Source organism: Oleomonas cavernae (assembly GCF_003590945.1).
Lineage (GTDB): Bacteria > Pseudomonadota > Alphaproteobacteria > Zavarziniales > Zavarziniaceae > Zavarzinia > Zavarzinia cavernae.
On sequence record NZ_QYUK01000011.1, the window covers coordinates 929301 to 948085 of the forward strand.

The 18785-nt window shown below is 66.4% G+C and carries 21 protein-coding genes and 2 pseudogenes; 11 read left to right on the forward strand and 12 right to left on the reverse strand.

Annotated features, from left to right (window positions below; genetic code table 11):
- The first annotated feature begins 91 nt into the window (after positions 1-91).
- The 6 genes from D3874_RS08100 to D3874_RS08125 all read left to right on the forward strand — a co-directional run bounded on the left by D3874_RS08100 (position 92) and on the right by D3874_RS08125 (position 3736).
- Positions 92-958 carry an intermembrane phospholipid transport protein YdbH family protein gene (locus tag D3874_RS08100; RefSeq protein ID WP_119777627.1) on the forward strand — a complete coding sequence of 289 codons (867 nt, stop codon included), beginning with the start codon at positions 92-94 and terminating at the stop codon, positions 956-958.
- Positions 955-1914, forward strand: a complete 960-nt coding sequence (locus tag D3874_RS08105; protein ID WP_119777628.1) for an intermembrane phospholipid transport protein YdbH family protein — start codon at positions 955-957, stop codon at positions 1912-1914. The genes D3874_RS08100 and D3874_RS08105 overlap by 4 nt, the downstream gene beginning before the upstream one ends.
- A complete protein-coding gene (locus D3874_RS08110) occupies positions 1911-2135 on the forward strand; it encodes a YnbE family lipoprotein (protein WP_233559874.1) in 225 nt (74 codons plus the stop codon). The genes D3874_RS08105 and D3874_RS08110 overlap by 4 nt, the downstream gene beginning before the upstream one ends.
- On the forward strand, positions 2110-2493 hold the full coding sequence (locus D3874_RS08115) for a YdbL family protein (protein ID WP_158595896.1): 384 nt from the start codon (positions 2110-2112) through the stop codon (positions 2491-2493). Before D3874_RS08110 ends, D3874_RS08115 begins: the two co-directional genes overlap by 26 nt.
- A 55-nt stretch (positions 2494-2548) precedes the next feature.
- Entirely contained in the window at positions 2549-3139 is a 591-nt protein-coding gene (locus D3874_RS08120; RefSeq protein ID WP_199698991.1) for a TetR/AcrR family transcriptional regulator, read from the forward strand.
- Positions 3140-3298: 159 nt separating this feature from the next.
- Positions 3299-3736: a DUF2852 domain-containing protein gene (locus D3874_RS08125; protein ID WP_119777631.1), complete on the forward strand. Its 438-nt coding sequence runs from the start codon at positions 3299-3301 to the stop codon at positions 3734-3736.
- Positions 3737-3829: 93 nt separating this feature from the next.
- Here D3874_RS08125 and D3874_RS08130 read toward each other — a convergent pair whose 3' ends face one another.
- From D3874_RS08130 to D3874_RS08150, 6 genes and pseudogenes are all read right to left on the reverse strand, one after another.
- Positions 3830-5041 carry a response regulator gene (locus D3874_RS08130; RefSeq protein ID WP_158595897.1) on the reverse strand — a complete coding sequence of 404 codons (1212 nt, stop codon included), beginning with the start codon at positions 5039-5041 and terminating at the stop codon, positions 3830-3832.
- A 16-nt stretch (positions 5042-5057) separates the two neighbouring features.
- On the reverse strand, positions 5058-5423 hold the full coding sequence (locus D3874_RS31930; protein ID WP_408899985.1) for an ATP-binding protein: 366 nt from the start codon (positions 5421-5423) through the stop codon (positions 5058-5060).
- Between the two features lie 482 nt (positions 5424-5905).
- Positions 5906-6301, reverse strand: a pseudogene (locus D3874_RS31935) (PAS domain-containing protein); the annotation flags it as partial.
- A gap of 311 nt (positions 6302-6612) precedes the next feature.
- The gene (locus D3874_RS08140) at positions 6613-7704 is read right to left on the reverse strand and encodes an FIST signal transduction protein (protein ID WP_119777634.1); all 1092 of its coding nucleotides are present in this window, start codon (positions 7702-7704) and stop codon (positions 6613-6615) included.
- Positions 7705-7750: 46 nt separating this feature from the next.
- A complete protein-coding gene (locus D3874_RS08145; protein ID WP_119777635.1) occupies positions 7751-8476 on the reverse strand; it encodes a response regulator in 726 nt (241 codons plus the stop codon).
- A 13-nt stretch (positions 8477-8489) separates the two neighbouring features.
- Complete coding sequence (locus D3874_RS08150; RefSeq protein WP_119777636.1) at positions 8490-9125, reverse strand: sensor histidine kinase; 636 nt, start codon at positions 9123-9125, stop codon at positions 8490-8492.
- A 190-nt stretch (positions 9126-9315) separates the two neighbouring features.
- Between D3874_RS08150 and D3874_RS08155 the strand changes: the two genes are divergently transcribed.
- Complete coding sequence (locus D3874_RS08155) at positions 9316-9894, forward strand: HD domain-containing protein (RefSeq protein ID WP_119777637.1); 579 nt, start codon at positions 9316-9318, stop codon at positions 9892-9894.
- A 125-nt stretch (positions 9895-10019) separates the two neighbouring features.
- Here the strand turns inward: D3874_RS08155 and D3874_RS08160 are convergent, their stop codons facing one another.
- On the reverse strand, positions 10020-10787 hold the full coding sequence (locus tag D3874_RS08160) for a hypothetical protein (protein ID WP_119777638.1): 768 nt from the start codon (positions 10785-10787) through the stop codon (positions 10020-10022).
- A gap of 4 nt (positions 10788-10791) precedes the next feature.
- Complete coding sequence (locus D3874_RS08165) at positions 10792-11022, reverse strand: hypothetical protein (protein WP_119777639.1); 231 nt, start codon at positions 11020-11022, stop codon at positions 10792-10794.
- A 141-nt stretch (positions 11023-11163) separates the two neighbouring features.
- On the opposite strand from D3874_RS08165, the gene D3874_RS08170 reads away from it, so the two are divergent.
- The 4 genes from D3874_RS08170 (at position 11164) to D3874_RS08185 (ending at position 15688) form a co-directional block, all read left to right on the forward strand.
- Entirely contained in the window at positions 11164-12417 is a 1254-nt protein-coding gene (locus D3874_RS08170; RefSeq protein ID WP_199698992.1) for a cytochrome P450, read from the forward strand.
- 40 nt (positions 12418-12457) lie between these two features.
- Complete coding sequence (locus D3874_RS08175) at positions 12458-13126, forward strand: TetR/AcrR family transcriptional regulator (protein WP_119777641.1); 669 nt, start codon at positions 12458-12460, stop codon at positions 13124-13126.
- A gap of 231 nt (positions 13127-13357) precedes the next feature.
- The gene (locus D3874_RS08180) at positions 13358-14425 is read left to right on the forward strand and encodes a COX15/CtaA family protein (protein ID WP_199698993.1); all 1068 of its coding nucleotides are present in this window, start codon (positions 13358-13360) and stop codon (positions 14423-14425) included.
- 51 nt (positions 14426-14476) lie between these two features.
- Complete coding sequence (locus D3874_RS08185) at positions 14477-15688, forward strand: MFS transporter (protein WP_119777643.1); 1212 nt, start codon at positions 14477-14479, stop codon at positions 15686-15688.
- Positions 15689-15693: 5 nt separating this feature from the next.
- On the opposite strand, the gene D3874_RS30115 is transcribed toward D3874_RS08185, so the two are convergent.
- From D3874_RS30115 to D3874_RS08200, 4 genes and pseudogenes are all read right to left on the reverse strand, one after another.
- A complete protein-coding gene (locus D3874_RS30115; RefSeq protein WP_233559875.1) occupies positions 15694-15960 on the reverse strand; it encodes a hypothetical protein in 267 nt (88 codons plus the stop codon).
- Between the two features lie 15 nt (positions 15961-15975).
- A pseudogene (locus tag D3874_RS31940) lies at positions 15976-16128 on the reverse strand (calcium-binding protein); the annotation flags it as partial.
- On the reverse strand, positions 16125-17276 hold the full coding sequence (locus D3874_RS08195) for a calcium-binding protein (protein ID WP_147385571.1): 1152 nt from the start codon (positions 17274-17276) through the stop codon (positions 16125-16127). The gene D3874_RS08195 and the pseudogene D3874_RS31940, both read right to left, overlap by 4 nt.
- 185 nt (positions 17277-17461) lie before the next feature.
- Complete coding sequence (locus D3874_RS08200; protein WP_119777646.1) at positions 17462-18745, reverse strand: O-acetylhomoserine aminocarboxypropyltransferase; 1284 nt, start codon at positions 18743-18745, stop codon at positions 17462-17464.
- Between the last annotated feature and the right edge of the window lie 40 nt (positions 18746-18785).

Genomic DNA, 18785 nt, shown 5'->3' on the forward strand with positions numbered 1-18785 from the left:
CGGTGGAGTCGGCGTCAACGTGAACGCCGCCGCACCCCAATCGCCCACAACCTGTTAGATAAGGTTCATCGTCCCGGTCGCGGAGTGTTCAATGCGCCGATGGCTTGTTCGCCTTGCCCTCATCTTCACGGGCTTGATCGTAGTCGGCGGCGCGGCGGCGTGGTTCGCTCGCGTCGAGATCCTGACGCAAGTCGCAACCAGCGTGCTGGAGCGCCAGGGCCTTGGCCCGGTACGCCTCGCGGTCAAATCGGTCGGCTTCGATGCCTTGCATCTCGATCGTCTCGCGCTGGGCGGCCAGGCGATCGAAGCCAGCGAAATCGTCGTCACTTACGATCTGTTCGACCTCTATGCGGGCCACATCACCCAGGTCGAAATCAACGGCCTGGTCGCCACCATCACCTTAGGCGACGCCGGGATCGAGCTGAATGGTCGGCCGTTTCCGCCCGCGACGGCGGGCGATGTCGCGACCGTGCCGGGGGCGCCGCTGGGCGGGCTGCGCATCGATTCTTTTGCACTGCGGGACGCCCGGCTGTCGGTCCTGCGGCCCGACGACGGGCCGATCGAGGCGACCGTCTCGACCACGATGACCCTGGCAGACGGTGTGATCCAGGGCACGGGGTTCACTGCTGATTTCGCCATCACCGTGGGCGGCCAGCGCCAGGCGGCGACGATCGCGATGGAGCAGATCGGCCTCACCTTGCAGGCGGACGGCGGCGTGCACGTGACCCTGGCGCAGGGGGCGATCACCCCCAAGGATCTGCCCTGGGCGGTCCAATCGGTCACCGGCGACTTTATTTGGCAGTCCGACAAGGCCAGCCTGCAACTAACCTCGGGCCAACTGGTTAATCTTCAGCAGCCGGCCCTCGTCGTGCCGTTGCAGTTAACCGGTAACGCGACGCTGGCGGGCTCGCTGGTGGATTTCACCCTCGGGTCGAAAGCCAGACGGAAAGTGGAGTGAAGGTGCAGATCAAGGGTCAGCATGATCAGGCGGCCAACAGCGGTTCGGCAACCGTGACCATGGCCCCGATCGCCTTCAAGCGGGGCGGGCGCCAACCGGCCGGCCTGTCGCCCGCCCTGGGCGCCGGCGCGCCGCCCCTGGAAGGCGCCGTGGCCGTCGATGGAACCGTGCGCTGGGCCAAGAACGTGCTGTCGCCCAACCTCACCTTGCGGCTGAAGGATCTGGCCTTCGCCGCAGCGGGCGCCCAGGTCAGCGCCCTGAACGGCAATTTGCGCTTTACCAAACTGTGGCCGCCTGTAACCGCTGCCGATCAGGCCTTGAGCGCCACCGTGCAGAGCGGCGGCGAGACGGCAAAGGTGAAACTGGCCGGGCAATTGACGGCCAAGCCGGCCCTGCGCCTGTCCAAGCTCGAGGTCGGGGCGGCCGGCGGCACGATCGCCGCCAGCCCCTTCATGGTCGACACCGGCAAGGCGAAGATCGAGACGGTCCTGACCGTCACCGGGGTGGAATTGGCCGAGATCACCCGGATCATCGGCATCGGTGGCTTGAGCGGCACCGGCCAACTCGACGGCACCATTCCGCTGACCCTGGCCGACGGCAAGGTGGCGATCGCCGGCGGCAAGCTGGCGGCCCGCGGGCCAGGCCTGCTCAGCTTCCGTCCCGACAATCTGCCGCCCCAGATCGCCCAGGCCGGCGACGACGTCGACCTGATGCTGCGGGTGCTTGGCGGCTTTCACTATGAACGGCTCAGCCTCGGCCTCGACAAGGGCATCAATGGCGAGGGCACGGTGCTGCTGGCGCTCGAAGGGCGCAACCCCGAGGTCGCGGCCGACCAGCCCTATAATTTCAACATCAGGATCGACAGCAATTTCGACCGGCTTGCTGAATATGCCCTGCTAAGTCTAACGTCGGCCCAAGAGCTGTTGGACCGCGCCGCGAGGAGTGCTGGACGTTGAGCGATACTTCGATGGACCACGCCACGCGCCGCCGCCGGCTGCTTTTCCTGCTGGCATCCGCGGCCATCCCCGCCGTCCTGGCCGGCTGCACGCCTACCGTTCAGGTGGTGGCGCCCAAGGAACCCATCACGATCAACCTGAACATCAAGCTCGACGCGGATGTGCGGTTGCATATCGAAGAGAAGGCCAAGGAAGATGTCGGAACAAAGCCTATCTTTTAAGCGCCTGAACCGCCGCCAATGGCTGGTCGGCGCCGGCGCCGCGGCGCTGGGCCTGGCGCTGTTCGGCCTATCGCCCCGGGCAAATGCCGAGGTGCGCCCGCTCGATGCACCCCGCGTGGCGGGCACGGTGGGCGAGCGTTATGACGGCTATGCGGTGACCCGCGGCACCGTGACGCCTGACATTACGGCCCTGGTCGACAAGGTGAATGCCGAGCGCAAGGCGCTCTATGCCGAGCGGGCCAAGACCCAGGGTGTCTCGATCCTGGACATCGGCAAGATCTATGCGGCCGAGATCATCAAGTCGGCCCCGGCAGGCACCTGGTTCCTGTCCGAGAGCGGGCAGTGGGCCCAGAAGTAACGACGGCCCACATTTTCGCTGCGGCGCCGCACCAACTCATGTAAGAGCTATTTACATGAGTTGGTCAAAGGACAAGGACGGGCCGGACAGCCGCGCGGAGGCGGGGCGGCGCGGCTATCACCACGGCAATCTGCGGGAAGCGCTGATCAAGGCAGCACTCGACCTGATCCTGGCCAAGGGCTTGGCCGGCGTCAATTTCGCCGAGGCCGCCCGTGCCGCCGGGGTCAGCCCAGCCGCCCCCTACCGCCATTTCCGTGATCGCGACGCCTTGCTGGCCGATGTGGCGCGCCAGGGCTACGAACTGTTCGCCGATCGCCTGGGGGCGGCCTGGAACGACGGCCGGCCCGACCCGATGACGGCCTTCAACCAGGTTGGCAAGGCCTACCTCGCCTTTGCCCGAAGCGAGCCGGCCTATTACACCGCCATGTTCGAGGCCGGCATCGCGCTGGACGATCATCCCGACCTGCGCCTGGCCGGCGACAAGGCCTTTGCCATCGTCCGCACAGCCGCCGACGTGCTGTCGGCGACCCTGCCCAAGGGCCGCCGTCCGCCGGCCCTGATGATGGCCCTGCACATCTGGTCCCTGTCGCACGGCATTGCCTCGCTCTTTGCCCGCGGCGACGGGGGCGGCGCAAGCTGCCCATGACGCCCGAGGATCTGCTGGAGGCCGGCGTGCTGGTCTATCTCCAGGGCCTGGGGCTGGACGGGCCGGCCTAGATTTTTTTCAACGGGGCTTCTTGACAGTTGCCGGACCCGCGCGCATTTATGTAAATGTCATTTACATTGACATGGCGCGAGGACACAGATGGACATCGCAGCAAAGCTCGACGGCATCACAGCGAGGCTGGACGAGATCGGAAAACCCGCCTGGATCGGCGTGATGATCGCAGGTTTCATCCTTTTCTGGCCGGTTGGCCTGGGCGTTCTTGCCTATCTCATCTGGAGCGGTCGCATGGCATTTTGGAAACACGGCGGCATGCACGGCATGCATCATGGTCACGGCCGCTGGCACTCGCCCTCGTGCGGCGGTTCGCGGCGCCGGCGCCATGCCGACAGCGGCAACAGCGCCTTCGACGAATACCGCGCGGAAACCCTGCGCCGGCTCGAAGACGAGCAGCAGGAATTCAATTCCTTCCTGGACGATCTGCGCCGCGCCAAGGATAAGGCGGAATTCGACCAGTTCATGGCCGATCGTCGCCGCCGCAGCGACGACAGCGCGCCTCAGCCGCAGCCCGAGGGCTGATACCAACCGGCGCCAGTCGACAAAGGGCCTTCCCGCAAGGGGAGGCCCTTTTCGGTTTCAGGACCGAAACCGGCAGCAGGCGATTGACCGGCTCTAGACTCCGCTTGCCAACAGAGCCGCCTGCCAGAAGCCCAAGTCGGCCGGCAGGCCGGCCTCGCGGAGGTAGGCCTGGTCGAGCGGGTTCTTCTGGCCTGCTGCGACGGCGCTGAGGGCGCCGGCCACGTGGACCATGGCGAGCGCGCCCTTTTGCCGTACCGGCGAGCGGCTCGGCTGGTGGTGGAAGGCGGCGGTCTCGACAATCACGTCCGGCAGATTCCACAGGCCCAGAAGATAGGCACCGACGTCGGCGTGGGTGGTGCCGAAGGTGCTGGTCTCGCGGCCCAGCAAAGTTTCGAAATCATTGCGGTGGGCGTCGAGAATGTCGATGTAGCGACGCTCGATCGACAGGAAAACCAGTTGGCCGACATCGCGCAGCAAGCTCGCGGTGAAGGTCTCGGTCTGGACGGCGAGGGGGAGGTCGAGGCGGCGGGCGAGCGCCGAGGCCAGGGTTGCGATGGTCATGGCGGACTGCCACAGCCCCTCGATGATCCGGGCGTCCAGCCGGGCTTGGAAATTCTGCTGGATGCCGTGGCTCAGGACGAGGCCCCGGATGACGTCGAGGCCGAGCATATTGACCGCCTGCAAACCCGAAGTCACCTGCCTGCTCATGGCGAAGAAGGAGGAGTTGGCGACTTGCAGGGTCTTCGAGAACAGGCCGATATCGCTTTCGATCAGCGCCGCGATTTCCTTCGATGGTGCGTCGGTGCCCTGCAGCAGGTCGAGTAGCCTGGTGTAGACCTCGGGCAGGCTGGGCAAAGCATCAAGGGACAAGACGATTTGGCGAACCGTGGCGTTGGACAGCAGTTCCCGTCGCTGGGCACTACGTCGGATGGCATCGATGAGCTGGTGGCTGTCGCAGGGTTTCGACAGGAACTGGTGGGTGGATTCGAGCGCTTTCAATCCGGTCTGCTGGTCGAATTCCCCTGACAGGATGATCCGGACAGTGTCGGGAAAGCGTGCCCTGATTTCGCTCAAAAGTTCCGCGCCGTTCATTTCCGGCATCCGCATGTCGGTGACGACCACATCGGCCGGTGCCATGTCGAGCATGGCCAGGGCTTCCTTGCCGCTCGAGGCAAAGCGCATGGTCCATTCGTTACGCATGCCGCGCAGACTGCGTTGAAGCCCTTGAAGCAGGTTGGTCTGGTCGTCGACGAACAAGATGGAGGTCGTGGGCGCCGGTGCCGGAGGAGGCTGGAGGTCGGTCATGTCGTTCATCCACGGGTCAGGGCGCAGCGTCGGTGATGGGCAGGCGGACGACGAAACAGGCACCCAGGGGAACGCTCAGGTCGAGCGCAATGGTGCCGCCGTGTTTGCTTTCGACCACGTCGCGCGCGATCGCCAGGCCTTGCCCGGTGCCCTTGCCGACTTCCTTGGTGGTGAAGAAGGGATCGAAGATCCGGTCGCGGACCTTTTCGGGAACGCCGGGCCGTCGTCGCTGATGCGGATTTCGACATGGCCGGCAAGGCGGCGGGTGGTGATGCCGATATGGCCGGGGGACGCGCGCTTTTGCGCACCGATTGCCTGCGCCGCATTGACCACGAGGTTCAGCAGCAACTGGTTGATGTCGGTCGGGAAACAGGGGATCGATGGCAGATCGTCAGCAAGGTCGGTTTCGACGTGCGCCACTTCCCGCCATTCGCTGCGCGAGATCGTCATCGTGGTTCTGATCTGGCTGTTGATGTCGGTCGGGACCTTCACGCCCGTACCCGGGTGGGAGAACTCCTTCATCGACTTCACGATGTGGGCAACGTGCCTGATCCCGTCCAGGGACTGGCTCGCGGCCAGGGGGACTTCCTCGAGCAGGTCGTCGATGGCTCTTTCGGCACACATCATCTCGATCGCCTCGTTGGCCCCGGCCGTCGCCTGATCGCGCCGCAAGGCCGTCAGGGTGGCGGCGATGTCGCCGAAGGAGTCGATGATGAAATGCAGGTTGTCACCGACATACTGGATCGGCGTGTTGATCTCGTGGGCTATCCCGGCGGCAAGCTGGCCGATGCTGGCCAGGTGCGACGATTGCAGGGCCTGGCGCTGGGCCTCTTTCAGCGTCTCGATGCTGCGGAACGAGATGACGACGGCCCGTAGCTCGCCGCCATCTTCGAGCGCGGATGCGGTGTAGGCGACGTTGAGGCGCCTGCCGTCGGCGAGAGCGACGAAGCAATCATCGGCGAAATTGCTGGCGCCGCTTTCGATCACGGTGCGGAACGGGCCCTGTGCGAAGGGCACGGCTTCGTCATGCACGATCAGCTTCATCACCTCGTCGAGGGCGAGGAGAGGCAGCGCCGGCTGTTCGAGGAGATGCCCGGCGGAAGGGTTGGCGAAGATGATCCGGCCTTCGGCATCGACGAGCAGCACGCCTTCGTGAAGGCTCGCCGTGATGGCCTGGAGCTGTTTCTTCAACTTGCGCTGCGCCCGCTCCTGCCGGGCATGGACCGCCATGGCTTCCACCTCTTCGGAGAGGTTGGCCATGTCGGCGAAGCGGTCGGTCAACTGATTGGCCGCGCGGGCCCGGATCTCGACCAGGAGTTCGACCCGGGCCAGGCGGACCAGGGTGAAGTAGTTCTGGAAATTGCCGTAGTGCGCCGGAAAGTAATCCAGGAAGGCATCGGAAAATGCCTGGCCCTGGGCCACATCGAAGAAGAAGATCGCCGTCAGGGTCTGGTTGATGTTGATCCCGAACAATTCGCCGAAGGTCGAAAAACCGGCGACCGGGCAGCCCCAGAACTGCTCGACCGCGGCGATGTCCTGCTGGTTGTTGAGACGGCGCAGGATACAGTCGTTCAGAAGCCCGGCCACCGGCTGCGGCTTGCCCGCAGGAACGCCTGGTAGTCGTCGCGGGTCTGGGTCACGAAGTCGGTCGACTCGAGCAGGAACAGGCGGTCGCCGGTGCTGATGTCGCAGAAGAACGAGATCTCGTCGTTCTCCAGGTCGATTCGGGCGATCGAGCGGACGAAGACTTCGCCGGCGACCTCGATGCCGAAGGTCTGCTTGACCAGATGGCCTTCGAGCTCGGCGCGGGCGCAACCCAGCAGGCCGCAGATATGGTCGATGATGGGATGTGCCGTGAAGGTTTCCGGGTCGACCACCGACGAGACCGTCCGGCGATCGGGATCGGAGTCGAGGATGATGAACTGCTTGTCGGTCTTGCGGAAATTCTGGGTCTTCAGAACCGCATAGCGCTTGCCCTGGGCCAGCTTGACGAAAGCCACCACGGCGTGGTTCTCCGACGCCGAACGACCATCGAACGTATAGGTCTTGCCGCCGTCGAGATTGCCGCCCGCCGAGCCGCCGATGAACAGGCAGGGAAATCGGCCGACACGGTAGACAGCCTCCATGAAATAGCTCTCGCAGGCCGACATGCCGTCCACGAAGGTCAGGGCCAGGGTGTCGGCACTGTCGATATGGAACGGGACCCGTACCGCATCCAGCGAGTCCGCGATGCGCTGGATGCGCTCGCGCCGCGACAGCTTGGGCGCGCCATGGCGGATGTCCTCGTTGTGGAGGGGCACCGAATGCAGGCTGACCTGGTCGATCAGCTCGGGGCTGAAAACCTGTACCAGCACGGTCTGCCAGCCGGGGCCCGCCGCCTCGTACAGCGGTGCTGCGGCATCCGGCACCTCGCACAGGACACCCGCGGTCGATACCGCGAGGAGGGGGGCACCGGCGCTCATGCCACGCAGGGCTTTGCAGGTTGCGGAAAAATCGACGTTCGGCGAAAGGAAGGCGACGATCAGGCCGGCCGGCCGGCCGCAGCAGCGCAGGGTGTCGGGCGACATGCCCGACAGGGCGCCGTCCGTCCTGACGACCCGCACCAGGGCGGGGTCGAGGGCTATGCCGCCTTCGGCGAATCCGGGTGGTGGCTGCAGTGTCATGTCGCTCCCCTTGGGATCCCAATGCCCCTGGCGGCGGGGCCAATTCCTATTTTTGGACGCGAACGCTACGCAGGTCGGGACGATCCCGGGACAATTCGCGCAACCGGTCGACCATGTGCTCGGTCAGCGGGGCGCCGGCAACCACAAGCATTACACCGTTGTCGCCCTTCACATCCTCGTCCAGCTTCATGCCGGGTTGCAGCGCGGCGACGGTAACGGCGCCGGGGCGTGACGGCGCGGTGAAGTTCAGGCGCGGTGTTGCCGCGGCGTGGCTCGGTGGCGGCACCTCGTCGGGCTCGACGGGAACCTCGACCCCGGCGTAGTGCGCGACGTCCTTGGCGACGATGGGGTTGCAGAAGGCCCTGATCAGGTGGTCGGCCAGGGCGGCGGCGCTGAACGGCTTGACGATGATGCCGTTCACGTCGAGCAGCCTTGCGCGCTTGATCAGGTCGTGGTCGGCATGTCCCGTGACCAGCAGCACGGGCAGGTTGCGGGGGGCCGCGGTCTGTCCCGACCGGATCTGCTGGAGAAGCTGCAGTCCGTTCAGCCGGGCCATGCGGAAATCGCTGAGGACGGCGCCGATGCCGGGTTCGGCAAGCTGGGTGAGCGCGGTTGCGCCGTTGTCGGCCTGGACGACGTCTTCCCAGCCGCCGCGCACCAGCAGGCGATACATCGTCGCCCGGATCGCGACGTAATCATCGGCGATCAGCACGCGACGAACCTTCATCTCTGCCATGAAGTCGTCGGCAAAGCCTTGTCTTTCCGTCGTCATGGCCGGCCCCGCCCTATCGATCGGCCGCCATCGCCAGGCGGATGTCGACGGTATCTGCCGACAGGTCGTGGCGGGCGAGCGTCATGTTGCGGCGGGCGGCGACGGCACGGCTTCGCGTCAGATCCGGCGCCGCGCAGGCCTCGCCGGCACCCAGCGCGACCTGGAGCGAAAGGCCCCGGCCGTCGGCGCTCAGGCACAGCCTGTCGGCCTGCCCGATCAGGGGCGCCAGGTCGCCGAACAGGGTGGCGAGCGTTTCCCCCAGCGCGCCCTCCTCGATCATCAGATCGTCAGGCAGGTCGACCTGCACCTGTTTGCAGCCCGGCGCCTCGGCGAGGGCGGCAAAGACGGTGGCCCGGGCGGCCCTGGGCGCGCCCTTGCGGGCATAATCGCTCAAGGCCGAGACCAGGGCGGCGGCGCGGTCGGCAGCCTCCTGGACGATCTCCAGATCGCTCCATGTTTCGCTGTCCCGGGGCAGGTCTTCCAGGGCCAGGGCGGTCAGGCTGACGATCGGTTGCAACTGGGAGTTCAGGTCGTGGGCGAAGTCGCGGACGACCCGCGTCCAATCTGGTGGAACCTCTGTCGATACAGCCTGCCGGCTACCCGGCATGCCGGTGCTGTCGCGTTTCTCGCCGGCCAGCGCGTTGCTCATGACCGTCTCCGCCCTGATTATGGTTGTTGCGCAGACCTGCAGCGAGGCTCGGGCCATGCTCGTGTGGTCTGCGGGCTTGCAACAACCATAGCGGCACGGAATTTAAGAATTCGTGAAGCCGGCGCCGGCCGCTACAATCGTCGGTGGCTGGCCCCGCCCGTCGGGCGGCACGGGAGGCGAGGGTAGCGGGATGCCCCTGATTGACGACGCGCTGAAGGCGGATCTGCTGGCACGCTACGGCGAGGCCGGGCGCCACTATCATGGCATGGGCCACATCCAGGCCCTGCTCGGCCTGGCCCGTGACCATGCCGGCATCCTGTCGGATCCCGGGGTGGTGGAAGCCGCCATCTGGTTCCACGACGCCGTCTACGACACCCGCGCCAAGGACAACGAGGGCCGGAGCGCGGCCCTGGCGGCCTTGCTGCTGAAGGACCGGCTGGCGCCGGCGCGCCTGGCGGCGGTGGTCGCGATGATCGAGGCGACGGCAACCCACCAGGTGCCGGCGATCGGCGGCGAGGATGCCGCCCTGTTCCTGGACATGGACCTGTCGATCCTGGGCGAGGCGCCCGCGGTGTTCGACGCCTACGAGCAGGGGGTCCGCCTGGAATATGCCTGGGTAGCCGACGACCGCTGGCGCCAGGGACGCGCCGCCGTGCTGGCGGGTTTCCTCGGCCGGCCCCGGATCTTCCACACCGACATTTTCCGTGACCGCTATGAAGCACCGGCCCGGGCGAACATTCGCCGCTCGCTTGCGCGTCTGGGCGCCTAGCAAGAACTTCCCACCCTCATTCGTCATTCCGGCGAAGGCCGGAATCCATTCTGGGGCAGCGCGCGACGTCTCAATGGATTCCGGCCTTCGCCGGAATGACTGGGGTGAGGAGTGGCGTCCAGCCGCTAGTCGAGTTCGATCGAGACCCTGTTGCCGCTGGTGTCGGTCCAGGTGGCACGGGCACCACCGGGCGGTTCGGGGATGCGCGGGCGCTCGCCGACCGAGGCGGTTGTGAAGCCGCGGGACGGGCAGTGCAGCGCCATCTTGCGCACTTCCGGGTCATGCATCCAGACGCAGGTTTTCCCCGGGGCCAGGGGGTCGGGCAGGATCGTCGCCTTGCCCGGCTGCATTGCCGGGTTGTTGACGCCGTAGGCAAAGCCGTCCCAGCGGATCCATGGTCCCGACGCGGTCTTGTCGTTGATGGTCACCCGGGCCTTGCCCCGGCGCGGCGGCTTGGCACCCGGGGCCACCAGGCCGGGCAGCACGGTCGCCGGATAGCGCAGCGCCTTGCCGTCGATGCCGCGGGTCACGGTGAAGCTGAGCGTGCCGCCGGGGCCCTGTTCCAGAACGCCGCTGTCGACGAAGGCATCCTCGTTCCACGAGATGCTGTTGCCCTCGGCCCGGAACCAGAAGCCGGTGACCATCTGGCCGTGCATGATCGTGCCGTCCCAGAACGGCTTGTCGGCACCCAGGGTGGCCATGGTCGCCACGAACAGGCCCGAAGGGTCGAAGGCGAGCCATTGGGTGCGGCGATAGGGGCCGGTTTCCGTCAACAGCAGGGTATGGCCGGCAAGATCGGCCGTTGAACTGATCATCTGCCCCTCGGCGAAGGCCGGGGTACCGGCGGCCAGTGCCACGGCGAGCGCCATGCCTTGGACCCCGGCGCGCCGCATCCGATTATTCCCGGTTGCGCCGTGCCGCGCGGCGATCGACCACGCGCTGGGCGATGGTCAGGGTCAGCGCCCACAGGCCGAACGGCGGGATGGTGGCCAGGGCATAGATCGTGGTCTGGCCCCAGTGGGGATATTCCGCCAGCAGGAATTGCAACAGCAGCAGGCCGAAGACCACACCCAGGATCCCGCCCCAGAAAGCGATGCGGCGCGGCGTATCGATGGGTTCGTCTTGCATGCACACCTGACCTGAGAGCACGATTGCCTGAAGGCATTGATCCCTCAAGATCCATCCCCGCGCAAGGCCGCGCTGGCGCGAATTGCATGGGGGTAAGAATTAGGGTATAAACCCTAGAATAAGAAAATAAGGGAGGTTAACGTGGCCGTTCCAGCCTATTCGATGGTCTCCGACGAGATCCCCGACCCGTGGTCCCTGCCGATCGACCAGGTCGATCCCAGCCGGGCCGAGCTTTACCTGCACAACCGCCACGGCGACTATTTCCGCCGCCTGCGCCAAGAGGATCCGGTCCACTTCACGGCCGGCGGCAGCTTTGGCCCCTATTGGTCGATCACGAAGTTCAACGACATCGTGGCGGTGGAGACCAACCACAAGGTTTTCTCCTCGCAGCCCAGCATCGTGATCGGCGAGCCGACCGATGATTTCGTGCCGCCCATGTTCATCGCCATGGACCCGCCCAAGCACGATGTGCAGCGCCATGCGGCCTCGCCGGGCGTCTCGCCGGCGCGCCTGTCCGACCTCGAGGCGCTGATCCGCGAGCGGGTGGGCACGATCCTGGACGGGCTGCCGATAGGCGAGGAATTCAACTGGGTGGAGCGGGTCTCCAAGGAACTGACCACCCAGATGCTGGCCATCCTGTTCGACGTGCCGTGGGAGGATCGCTACCTGCTGCCCTACTGGTCGGACGTCTCGACCACCTCGGAAGCCGTCGGCATCCCCACCGACATGGCGGAACGCAAGCGCATCTTGATGGAGTGCCTGGCCTATTTCACGCGGCTGTGGCACGAGCGGGCGGCGGCGCCGCCGAAGTTCGATTTCATCTCGCTGATGGCCCACAACCCCGAAACCCGGGACATGGTCAACGACCCGATGGAATTGATCGGCAACCTGATGCTGCTCATCGTCGGCGGCAACGACACCACGCGCAATTCGATCTCGGGCGGCGTGGTGGCGCTCAACCAGTTCCCCCGCCAATACGCCAAGCTGAAGGCCGACCCGGGCCTGATCCCCAACATGGTCTCGGAAATCATCCGCTACCAGACGCCGCTCTCGCACATGCGCCGGCTGGCGACCGAGGATATCGAATTCGGCGGCAAGCTGATCCGCAAGGGCGACAAGGTCGTCATGTGGTACGCCTCGGGCAACCGGGACGAGACCGTGATCGACCAGCCCGACGAATTCCTGATCGACCGCGACCGGGCGCGCCATCACATGGCCTTCGGCTTCGGCATTCACCGCTGCATGGGCAACCGGGTGGCGGAAATGCAGCTCCGCGTGCTGTGGGAAGAAATCATGAAGCGCTTCAGCCATATCGAGCTGGTGGGCGAGCCCCGCCGCGTGCTGTCGAACTTCGTGAACGGCTTCGAGGAGGTGACGGTCCGCCTCCGGCAATGAAGCGGCTGACACGGGCGCCTCGATCGACTAATGCTGCGGCATGGCACGCAACACCCGCCAACGCATCATCGAGGCCGCCCTGCGGCTGTTCAACGAGCGGCACTTCGGCAATGTGACGACGGCCGAGCTGGCGGCCGATCTGGGCATCACCGAAGGTAATCTCTGGTATCACTTCAAGAGCAAGCGCGCCCTGCTCGAGGCGATGACCGACCTCTATCTCGAGCGGGCGGGGCAGCGTCTGGCGATCCTGCCGGGCGAGGGCGACGTGCTCGACGGCTATGCCGGCCTGCTCGCCGCCCTCTCGGCCGAGGTGCGCGACTTCCGCTCCATTTTCCGCGACCGCGCCGATTACGGCGAGCACACCGCGCGCATGATCGCGGCGGCGCCGGGCATCTACGAGGGCACCTGGCATCAGTTCGGCCAGTTCTTCCGTGCCCTGAAGCGGGCAGGGCACCTGGACATGCCTGACCAGTGGATCGACCCGCTGGTGATCAACTCGGTCATCATCATCCGCTTCTCGCTGGAATTCTTCCGCGAGATGAATGCCGGGGAAGAGGAGGGCCAGAAGCAGATCGACTGGGGCATCGTCCAGCACCTCGCCTCCTTCGGCGACATGCTGCACGCCGATGCCCGGCGCTATCTCCTGGCCAAGCTGGGCCTGGAGGCGGCGGGGGCGACCATGCTGATGCCTTTCACCGCGAAGGGCTGAGTGTGGGACAAGCATGTTGCGTCCTTCGAGACGCCACGTGCCGTGGCTCCTCAGGATGAGGTAAGTCTTTGTGTCATAAAGGTTTTCCTCATCCTGAGGAGGGCGCGAAGCGCCCGTCTCGAAGGACGCACAACGGTCCCGCAACCTCCCGCTGGGGCACCTCGTCGCAGGATATGGCCCCGCGGGGCGCGATCCCCTATGGTCCCGCCCACCAACTGACGGGATACGGGCATGAGCGTAGCAGGTGCCATGCAAAGCCAATCGCAGCGCCAGCAGGGCGGCCTGATCGCACGCCCGACCAACCGGCCGGTGGCGATCTGGCTGTTCACCATCTCGGTCCTGCTGCTGGCCATGGTCGTCCTGGGCGGGGTGACCCGGCTGACCGATTCCGGCCTGTCGATCACCACCTGGAAGCCGGTTTCCGGCGCCCTGCCGCCGATGTCGGATGCCGACTGGGCGGTCGAATTCCAGAATTACCAGCAGATCCCGCAGTACGAACTGGTCAACAAGGGCATGGCCCTGGACGAGTTCAAGTGGATCTTCTGGTATGAGTGGGCGCACCGCCTGCTGGGCCGCCTGATCGGGCTGGTCTTCGCGCTGCCTTATCTCTGGTTCCTGTTCCGGGGCAGGCTCGACCGGCCCATGGCCTGGCGCCTGGGCGGCATTCTGCTGCTGGGCGGATCGCAGGGCGCGTTGGGCTGGTTCATGGTCGCCTCGGGCCTGACCGAGCGGGTTTCGGTCAGCCAGTATCGCCTGGCCGCCCATCTGGGCCTTGCCTTCATCATCCAGGCGGCGGTGTTCTGGACCGCACTGGACCTGTGGCGGGGCAGGGTGGTGCAGGTCGCCTCGCGGGGCCTGTCGACGGCGGCCTTCGTCGTGCTGGGCCTCGTCTTCCTGCAGATCCTGCTGGGCGCCTTCGTCGCGGGCCTTGATGCGGGGCTGGCCTACAACACCTGGCCGCTGATGGATGGCGACCTGGTGCCGGCCGGCCTGTTCAGCCACGTCCCGGCCTGGATCGACCCGTTCGAGAACAGCATCACCGCCCAGTTCCTGCACCGCCATTTCGCCGTGGTGGTGGCGCTTGCGGTGCTGGCCCTGGCCCTGCTGGTGCGGGGCAGGGTGCCCCGGGCCGGCGACGCGGCCGGCCTCCTGGCCTTCGCCGTCATGCTCCAGTTCATCCTGGGCGTCTGGACCCTGCTGGCCGTGGTGCCGGTTCACCTGGGGGCCCTGCACCAGGCCCTGGCCTTCATCCTGTTCACCCTGGGGCTGAACCTGGCCCATCGGCTGCGGCGGCCCTGATCTGTCGATCGGGCATGTGACAAGGGTGCCGCCATCGCACAGATTGTGGCGATGACACCTGCCGCCCCCACCGCCCCCTCGACCCAACTGGGCCTCGCCTTTTCCAGCGTGGCGCACAGCTTCTCGCACCTGTTCACCCTGCTCTATGCGACCGTGATCCTCAGCGTCGAGAAGGAATGGGGCCTGCCCTACGACGAGCTGGCCTGGGCCTCGATCCCGCTGTTCGTGATGTTCGGTGCCGGCGCCATTCCCGCCGGCTGGCTGGGCGACCGGTGGAGCGCGCCGGGCATGATCGCCGTCTTCTTCATCGGCCTGGGCGCCGCCTCGATCGCCACCGGCTTTGCCACGAACCTGACCGGCATCACCATCGGCCTGACCCTGATCGGCCTGTTCGCCTCGATCTATCACCCGGTGGGCATCGCCTGGCTGGTGCGCAACGCCGCCAACCGGGGCCGGGCCCTGGGCATCAACGGCATCTTCGGCTCGCTGGGTACCGCGGCGGCGGCCGTGATCGCCGGCTTCCTCGCCGATCGCTATGGCTGGCAGGCGGCCTTCATCGTGCCGGGCGCCGTCTCGATCCTGGTCGGCATCGTCTTCGTCGCCTTGATGCGCACGGGCAGGATCTTCGACCTGCCCCACGATCTGGCGCCGACGCCGCCGCCCAGCCGGGGCGATGTCCGCCGGGCCTTCTGGGTGCTGTCGGTGACCATGCTGATGGCCGGGCTGATCTTCCAGTCGACCTCGGTCGGCCTGCCCAAGCTGTTCGAGGACCGCGCCGGCGGCCTGGTCGACAGTACCTTCGGCATCGGCCTGCTGGTCTCGGCGGTCTACCTGGTCTCGGCCCTGACCCAGTACCTGGGCGGCGAACTGGCCGACCGCTACCCGGCGCGCACGGTCTATCTGGTCGCGCAGCTTCTCCAGATTCCGGCGATCCTGCTGGCGGTCTTCCTCTCGGGCTCCGCCCTGGTGGGCGTCGCCGCCATCATGGTCTCGTTCAATGTGGTGGGCCAGCCAGCGGAGAATTCGCTGCTCGCCCACTATACCCCGCCCGCCTGGCGCGGCCGGGCCTTCGGCGCCAAGTTCGTGCTGACCCTGGGCGTCTCGTCGCTGGGTGTCAGCCTGGTGCCGATCATCCACCGCCTGACCGGTTCGCTCGACGGCCTGCTCATGGTGCTGGCGATCTTCGCCGGCATCGCCGCCCTGTTCTGCCTGATGCTGCCGGCCGACCGCCCCGCAAGCGAAGCGGTCCAGCCGGCCGAATAGGTTTTCTAGACGATCACGAAATCGGTGAAGGCCAGGTCGTTCGGGGTGTTCACCAGCACCCCGAACAGGGTCCGCGAGTCGTCTGCGCTGTCGAACAGGTAGAGCCGGCCGTTGGCGGTGTTGTAGAAGATGCCTTCGCCCACCGCCGCGCCGATGTCCGTGCCCGACACCAGTTCGCCGACGGTAACCGTGCCGGTATCGAATTCGATGCTGATCTTGTCGCCCGCCGTCCAGTCGCGGATGACGTCGATGCTGCCGTCCAGGGTGGTCAAGGCGAAGGTGTCGTTGTCGGCGCCGCCGGTCAGGTTGTCCCGACCGGCGCCGTCCGACAGGACATCCTCCCCGGTGCCGCCAAGAAGCCGGTCGTCGCCCGCACCGCCTGAAAGCGTGTCGTTGCCGGCGTCGCCGGCCAGGTCATCGTTGGCATCGCCGCCGTTCAGCTCGTCACCCCCGCGCCGCCTCTCAGGGCATCGTTGCCGCCGTTGCCCTGCAGCACATCGTCGCCGTCCAGGCCCAGCAGGCGATTGGTACTGTCCGTCCCCGCAAGCGTGTCACCAAAGCCCGAGCCGGTGAGATATTCGATGCCGACAAGGCTGTCGCCCGCGGCGTCGCCCCCGGTGTAGGTGTTGTTCTTCAGGTCGACCTGCACCCCGGCCAGCGATGCCGCATAGCTGACGATGTCGATGCCGTCGCCGCCGTCCAGCGTGTCGGCCCCGCCGCCGCCGGCCAGCACGTCGGTTCCCGCGCCGCCGTTCAGGGTATTGGTGTTGCCGTCACCGGCCATGGCGTCGCGGAAGGCCGTCCCGACGACCGTTTCGATGCCGCTCAGCGTGTCGCCCGCCGCATCGCCGCCGCTGCCCGTGCCGGCCGCCAGCTTGATGACGATGCCGGCGGCCGACAGGGAGTAGTCGGCCGTGTCGATCCCGTTGCCGCCGTTCAGCGTGTCGGCCCCGGCAAGGCCGGTCAGCGTATCGTTGTCATTGCCGCCCGAGAGGACATTGGCCGCCGCCGAGCCGGTCAAGGCGTCGCTGAAGGCGGTGCCGGTGAGACCCTCGATACTGGTCAGCGTATCGCCTGTCGCGTCGCCGCCACTCACCGTGCCGGCGCTCAGGTCGCCGGTCAGGCCGGCGGCCGAGGCGCCGTAGTCGGCGATATCGTTGCCCAGCCCGCCATCGATCAGGTCGGCCCCGCCAAAGCCCGCCAGGACATCGTTTACCGACGATCCCGAGATCGTGTCGACACCGGCAAAGGCCGAGGCCAGAAAGGCCGTCAGGTCACCCCCGCCGAGCAAGGCGCCGGCGGCGCCGGCCAGCGGCTGGCTGATCCCGGTGATCGAGAAGACCGGGGTGACGGCGGGTTTGGCGTAGGTGAGGCTGTTGACCGTGCCGCCGAAGGTCGACGGAAAAACAAACGACATGCCGGTGCCGGTTAAGGATAAAAGCCCGGTATCGTTGAAAAACACGCTGCCCGTGGTGGGCGTGATGACCGGGAAACCCGCGATGCCAGAGGCGGAAATCTGGTTGAGCGTGCCGAAATCCACGCCGGCGCCGTTCAGGCCAGTGCCGTTCAGAACGGAAAAAGTTGCCATGATATCCCCCATTGGTTTCAGCAGCCGGGGGGCCTTCTTCGGGCAACGGTTGGTCCGTGCTCATGCCCGTCTAGGCTGTCTGACCAGGGGGAATTTTCACACAATCGGGGCGGCGGCGATAGATCCACGCAGGCCCGCGATCGCAAGCGGCATCGGGACCGAGCCGCTTGCGATCAATGGGGGGCTCAGACCGCGGCGAGGCCCTGGTCGAGGTCGGCGATGATGTCGAGCACGTTCTCGATGCCGACCGACAGGCGCACCACATCGTCGCCGGCGCCCGCCGCGGCGCGCTGGGCCGGGGTCAGCTGCTTGTGCGTGGTCGAGGCCGGATGGATGATGAGACTGCGCACGTCACCCACGTTGGCCAGGTGCGAGAACAGCTTCACCGATTTGACCAGGCTGGTGCCGGCCTGGTAGCCGCCCTTCAGGCCGAAGGTGAAGACGGCGCCGGCGCCCTTGGGCGAATATTTCCGGGCCAGGGCATGATACTTGTCGCCCTCCAGCCCGGCATAGGACACCCAGGCGACCTTGTCATGGGCGGCCAGGTGCCTCGCCACCGCCAGCGTGTTGGCCGTGTGGCGTTCCATGCGCAGGGCCAGGGTCTCGGTGCCGGTCAGGACCAGGAAGGCGTTGAGCGGCGCGATGGCCGGGCCCAGATCGCGCAGCCCCAGGACCCGGTTGGCGATGGCGAAGGCGATGTTGCCGAAGGTCTTGCCCAGTTCCACCCCGGCATAGGACGGGTTGGGCTTGGCCAGCAGCGGGTATTTGTCGTCCTTGAGCCAGTCGAAATTGCCGCCGTCGACGATCAGCCCGGCGATCGAGTTGCCATGGCCGCCCAGGAACTTGGTGGCGGAATGGACGACGATGTTGGCGCCCCATTCGAGCGGGCGCACCAGGTAGGGCGTCGCCAGGGTGTTGTCGACGATGAACGGGACATGGTGCTTCTGCGCGATCTTGGCGATCGGCTCCAGGTCGGTGATCACGCCGCCGGGATTGGCAATGCTCTCGACGAAAATCGCCTTCACGCCGTCCTCGAAGGCGCGCTCGAAATTCTGCGGGTCGTCCTGGTCGACCCAGATCACCTGCCAGCCGAACTGCTTGAAGCTTTCGCCGAACTGGTTGATCGAGCCGCCGTAGAGCTTGCGCGAGGCCAGGAACTTGTCGCCGGGCGAAAGCAGGGTGTGGAAGGCCAGGAACTGCGCCGCATGGCCCGAGGCCACGGCCAGGGCCGCCGTGCCGCCCTCGAGGTCGGCGATACGCGCCTCGAGCACCGCGCTCGTGGGATTCATGATGCGGGTATAGATGTTGCCGAAGGCCTGCAGCCCGAACAGCGACGCCGCATGATCCACATCATCGAAGACATAGGACGAGGTCTGGTAGATGGGGGTCACCCGGGCCTTGGTGGTGGGGTCGGGGGCCGCGCCGGCGTGGACGGTCCTGGTCTCGAACGCTTGGGGCTGGTCGCTCATTCTTGGGTCTCCCTTGGGCTGAGCTGAAAACGGGGCGCCA

Excerpts from the sequence above, each read along its gene's own strand:
- D3874_RS08145 (WP_119777635.1), bottom strand. The coding sequence starts at position 8,476 with ATGACGACGGAAAGACAAGGCTTTGCCGACGACTTCATGGCAGAGATG.
- D3874_RS08125 (WP_119777631.1), top strand. The coding sequence starts at position 3,299 with ATGGACATCGCAGCAAAGCTCGACGGCATCACAGCGAGGCTGGACGAG.
- D3874_RS08130 (WP_158595897.1), bottom strand. The coding sequence starts at position 5,041 with ATGACCGACCTCCAGCCTCCTCCGGCACCGGCGCCCACGACCTCCATC.
- D3874_RS08195 (WP_147385571.1), bottom strand. The coding sequence starts at position 17,276 with ATGGCAACTTTTTCCGTTCTGAACGGCACTGGCCTGAACGGCGCCGGC.
- D3874_RS08150 (WP_119777636.1), bottom strand. The coding sequence starts at position 9,125 with ATGAGCAACGCGCTGGCCGGCGAGAAACGCGACAGCACCGGCATGCCG.
- D3874_RS08120 (WP_199698991.1), top strand. The coding sequence starts at position 2,549 with ATGAGTTGGTCAAAGGACAAGGACGGGCCGGACAGCCGCGCGGAGGCG.
- D3874_RS08175 (WP_119777641.1), top strand. The coding sequence starts at position 12,458 with ATGGCACGCAACACCCGCCAACGCATCATCGAGGCCGCCCTGCGGCTG.
- D3874_RS08180 (WP_199698993.1), top strand. The coding sequence starts at position 13,358 with ATGAGCGTAGCAGGTGCCATGCAAAGCCAATCGCAGCGCCAGCAGGGC.
- D3874_RS08200 (WP_119777646.1), bottom strand. The coding sequence starts at position 18,745 with ATGAGCGACCAGCCCCAAGCGTTCGAGACCAGGACCGTCCACGCCGGC.
- D3874_RS08100 (WP_119777627.1), top strand. The coding sequence starts at position 92 with ATGCGCCGATGGCTTGTTCGCCTTGCCCTCATCTTCACGGGCTTGATC.
- D3874_RS08160 (WP_119777638.1), bottom strand. The coding sequence starts at position 10,787 with ATGCGGCGCGCCGGGGTCCAAGGCATGGCGCTCGCCGTGGCACTGGCC.
- D3874_RS08140 (WP_119777634.1), bottom strand. The coding sequence starts at position 7,704 with ATGACACTGCAGCCACCACCCGGATTCGCCGAAGGCGGCATAGCCCTC.
- D3874_RS08115 (WP_158595896.1), top strand. The coding sequence starts at position 2,110 with ATGTCGGAACAAAGCCTATCTTTTAAGCGCCTGAACCGCCGCCAATGG.
- D3874_RS08185 (WP_119777643.1), top strand. The coding sequence starts at position 14,477 with ATGACACCTGCCGCCCCCACCGCCCCCTCGACCCAACTGGGCCTCGCC.
- D3874_RS08165 (WP_119777639.1), bottom strand. The coding sequence starts at position 11,022 with ATGCAAGACGAACCCATCGATACGCCGCGCCGCATCGCTTTCTGGGGC.
- D3874_RS08155 (WP_119777637.1), top strand. The coding sequence starts at position 9,316 with ATGCCCCTGATTGACGACGCGCTGAAGGCGGATCTGCTGGCACGCTAC.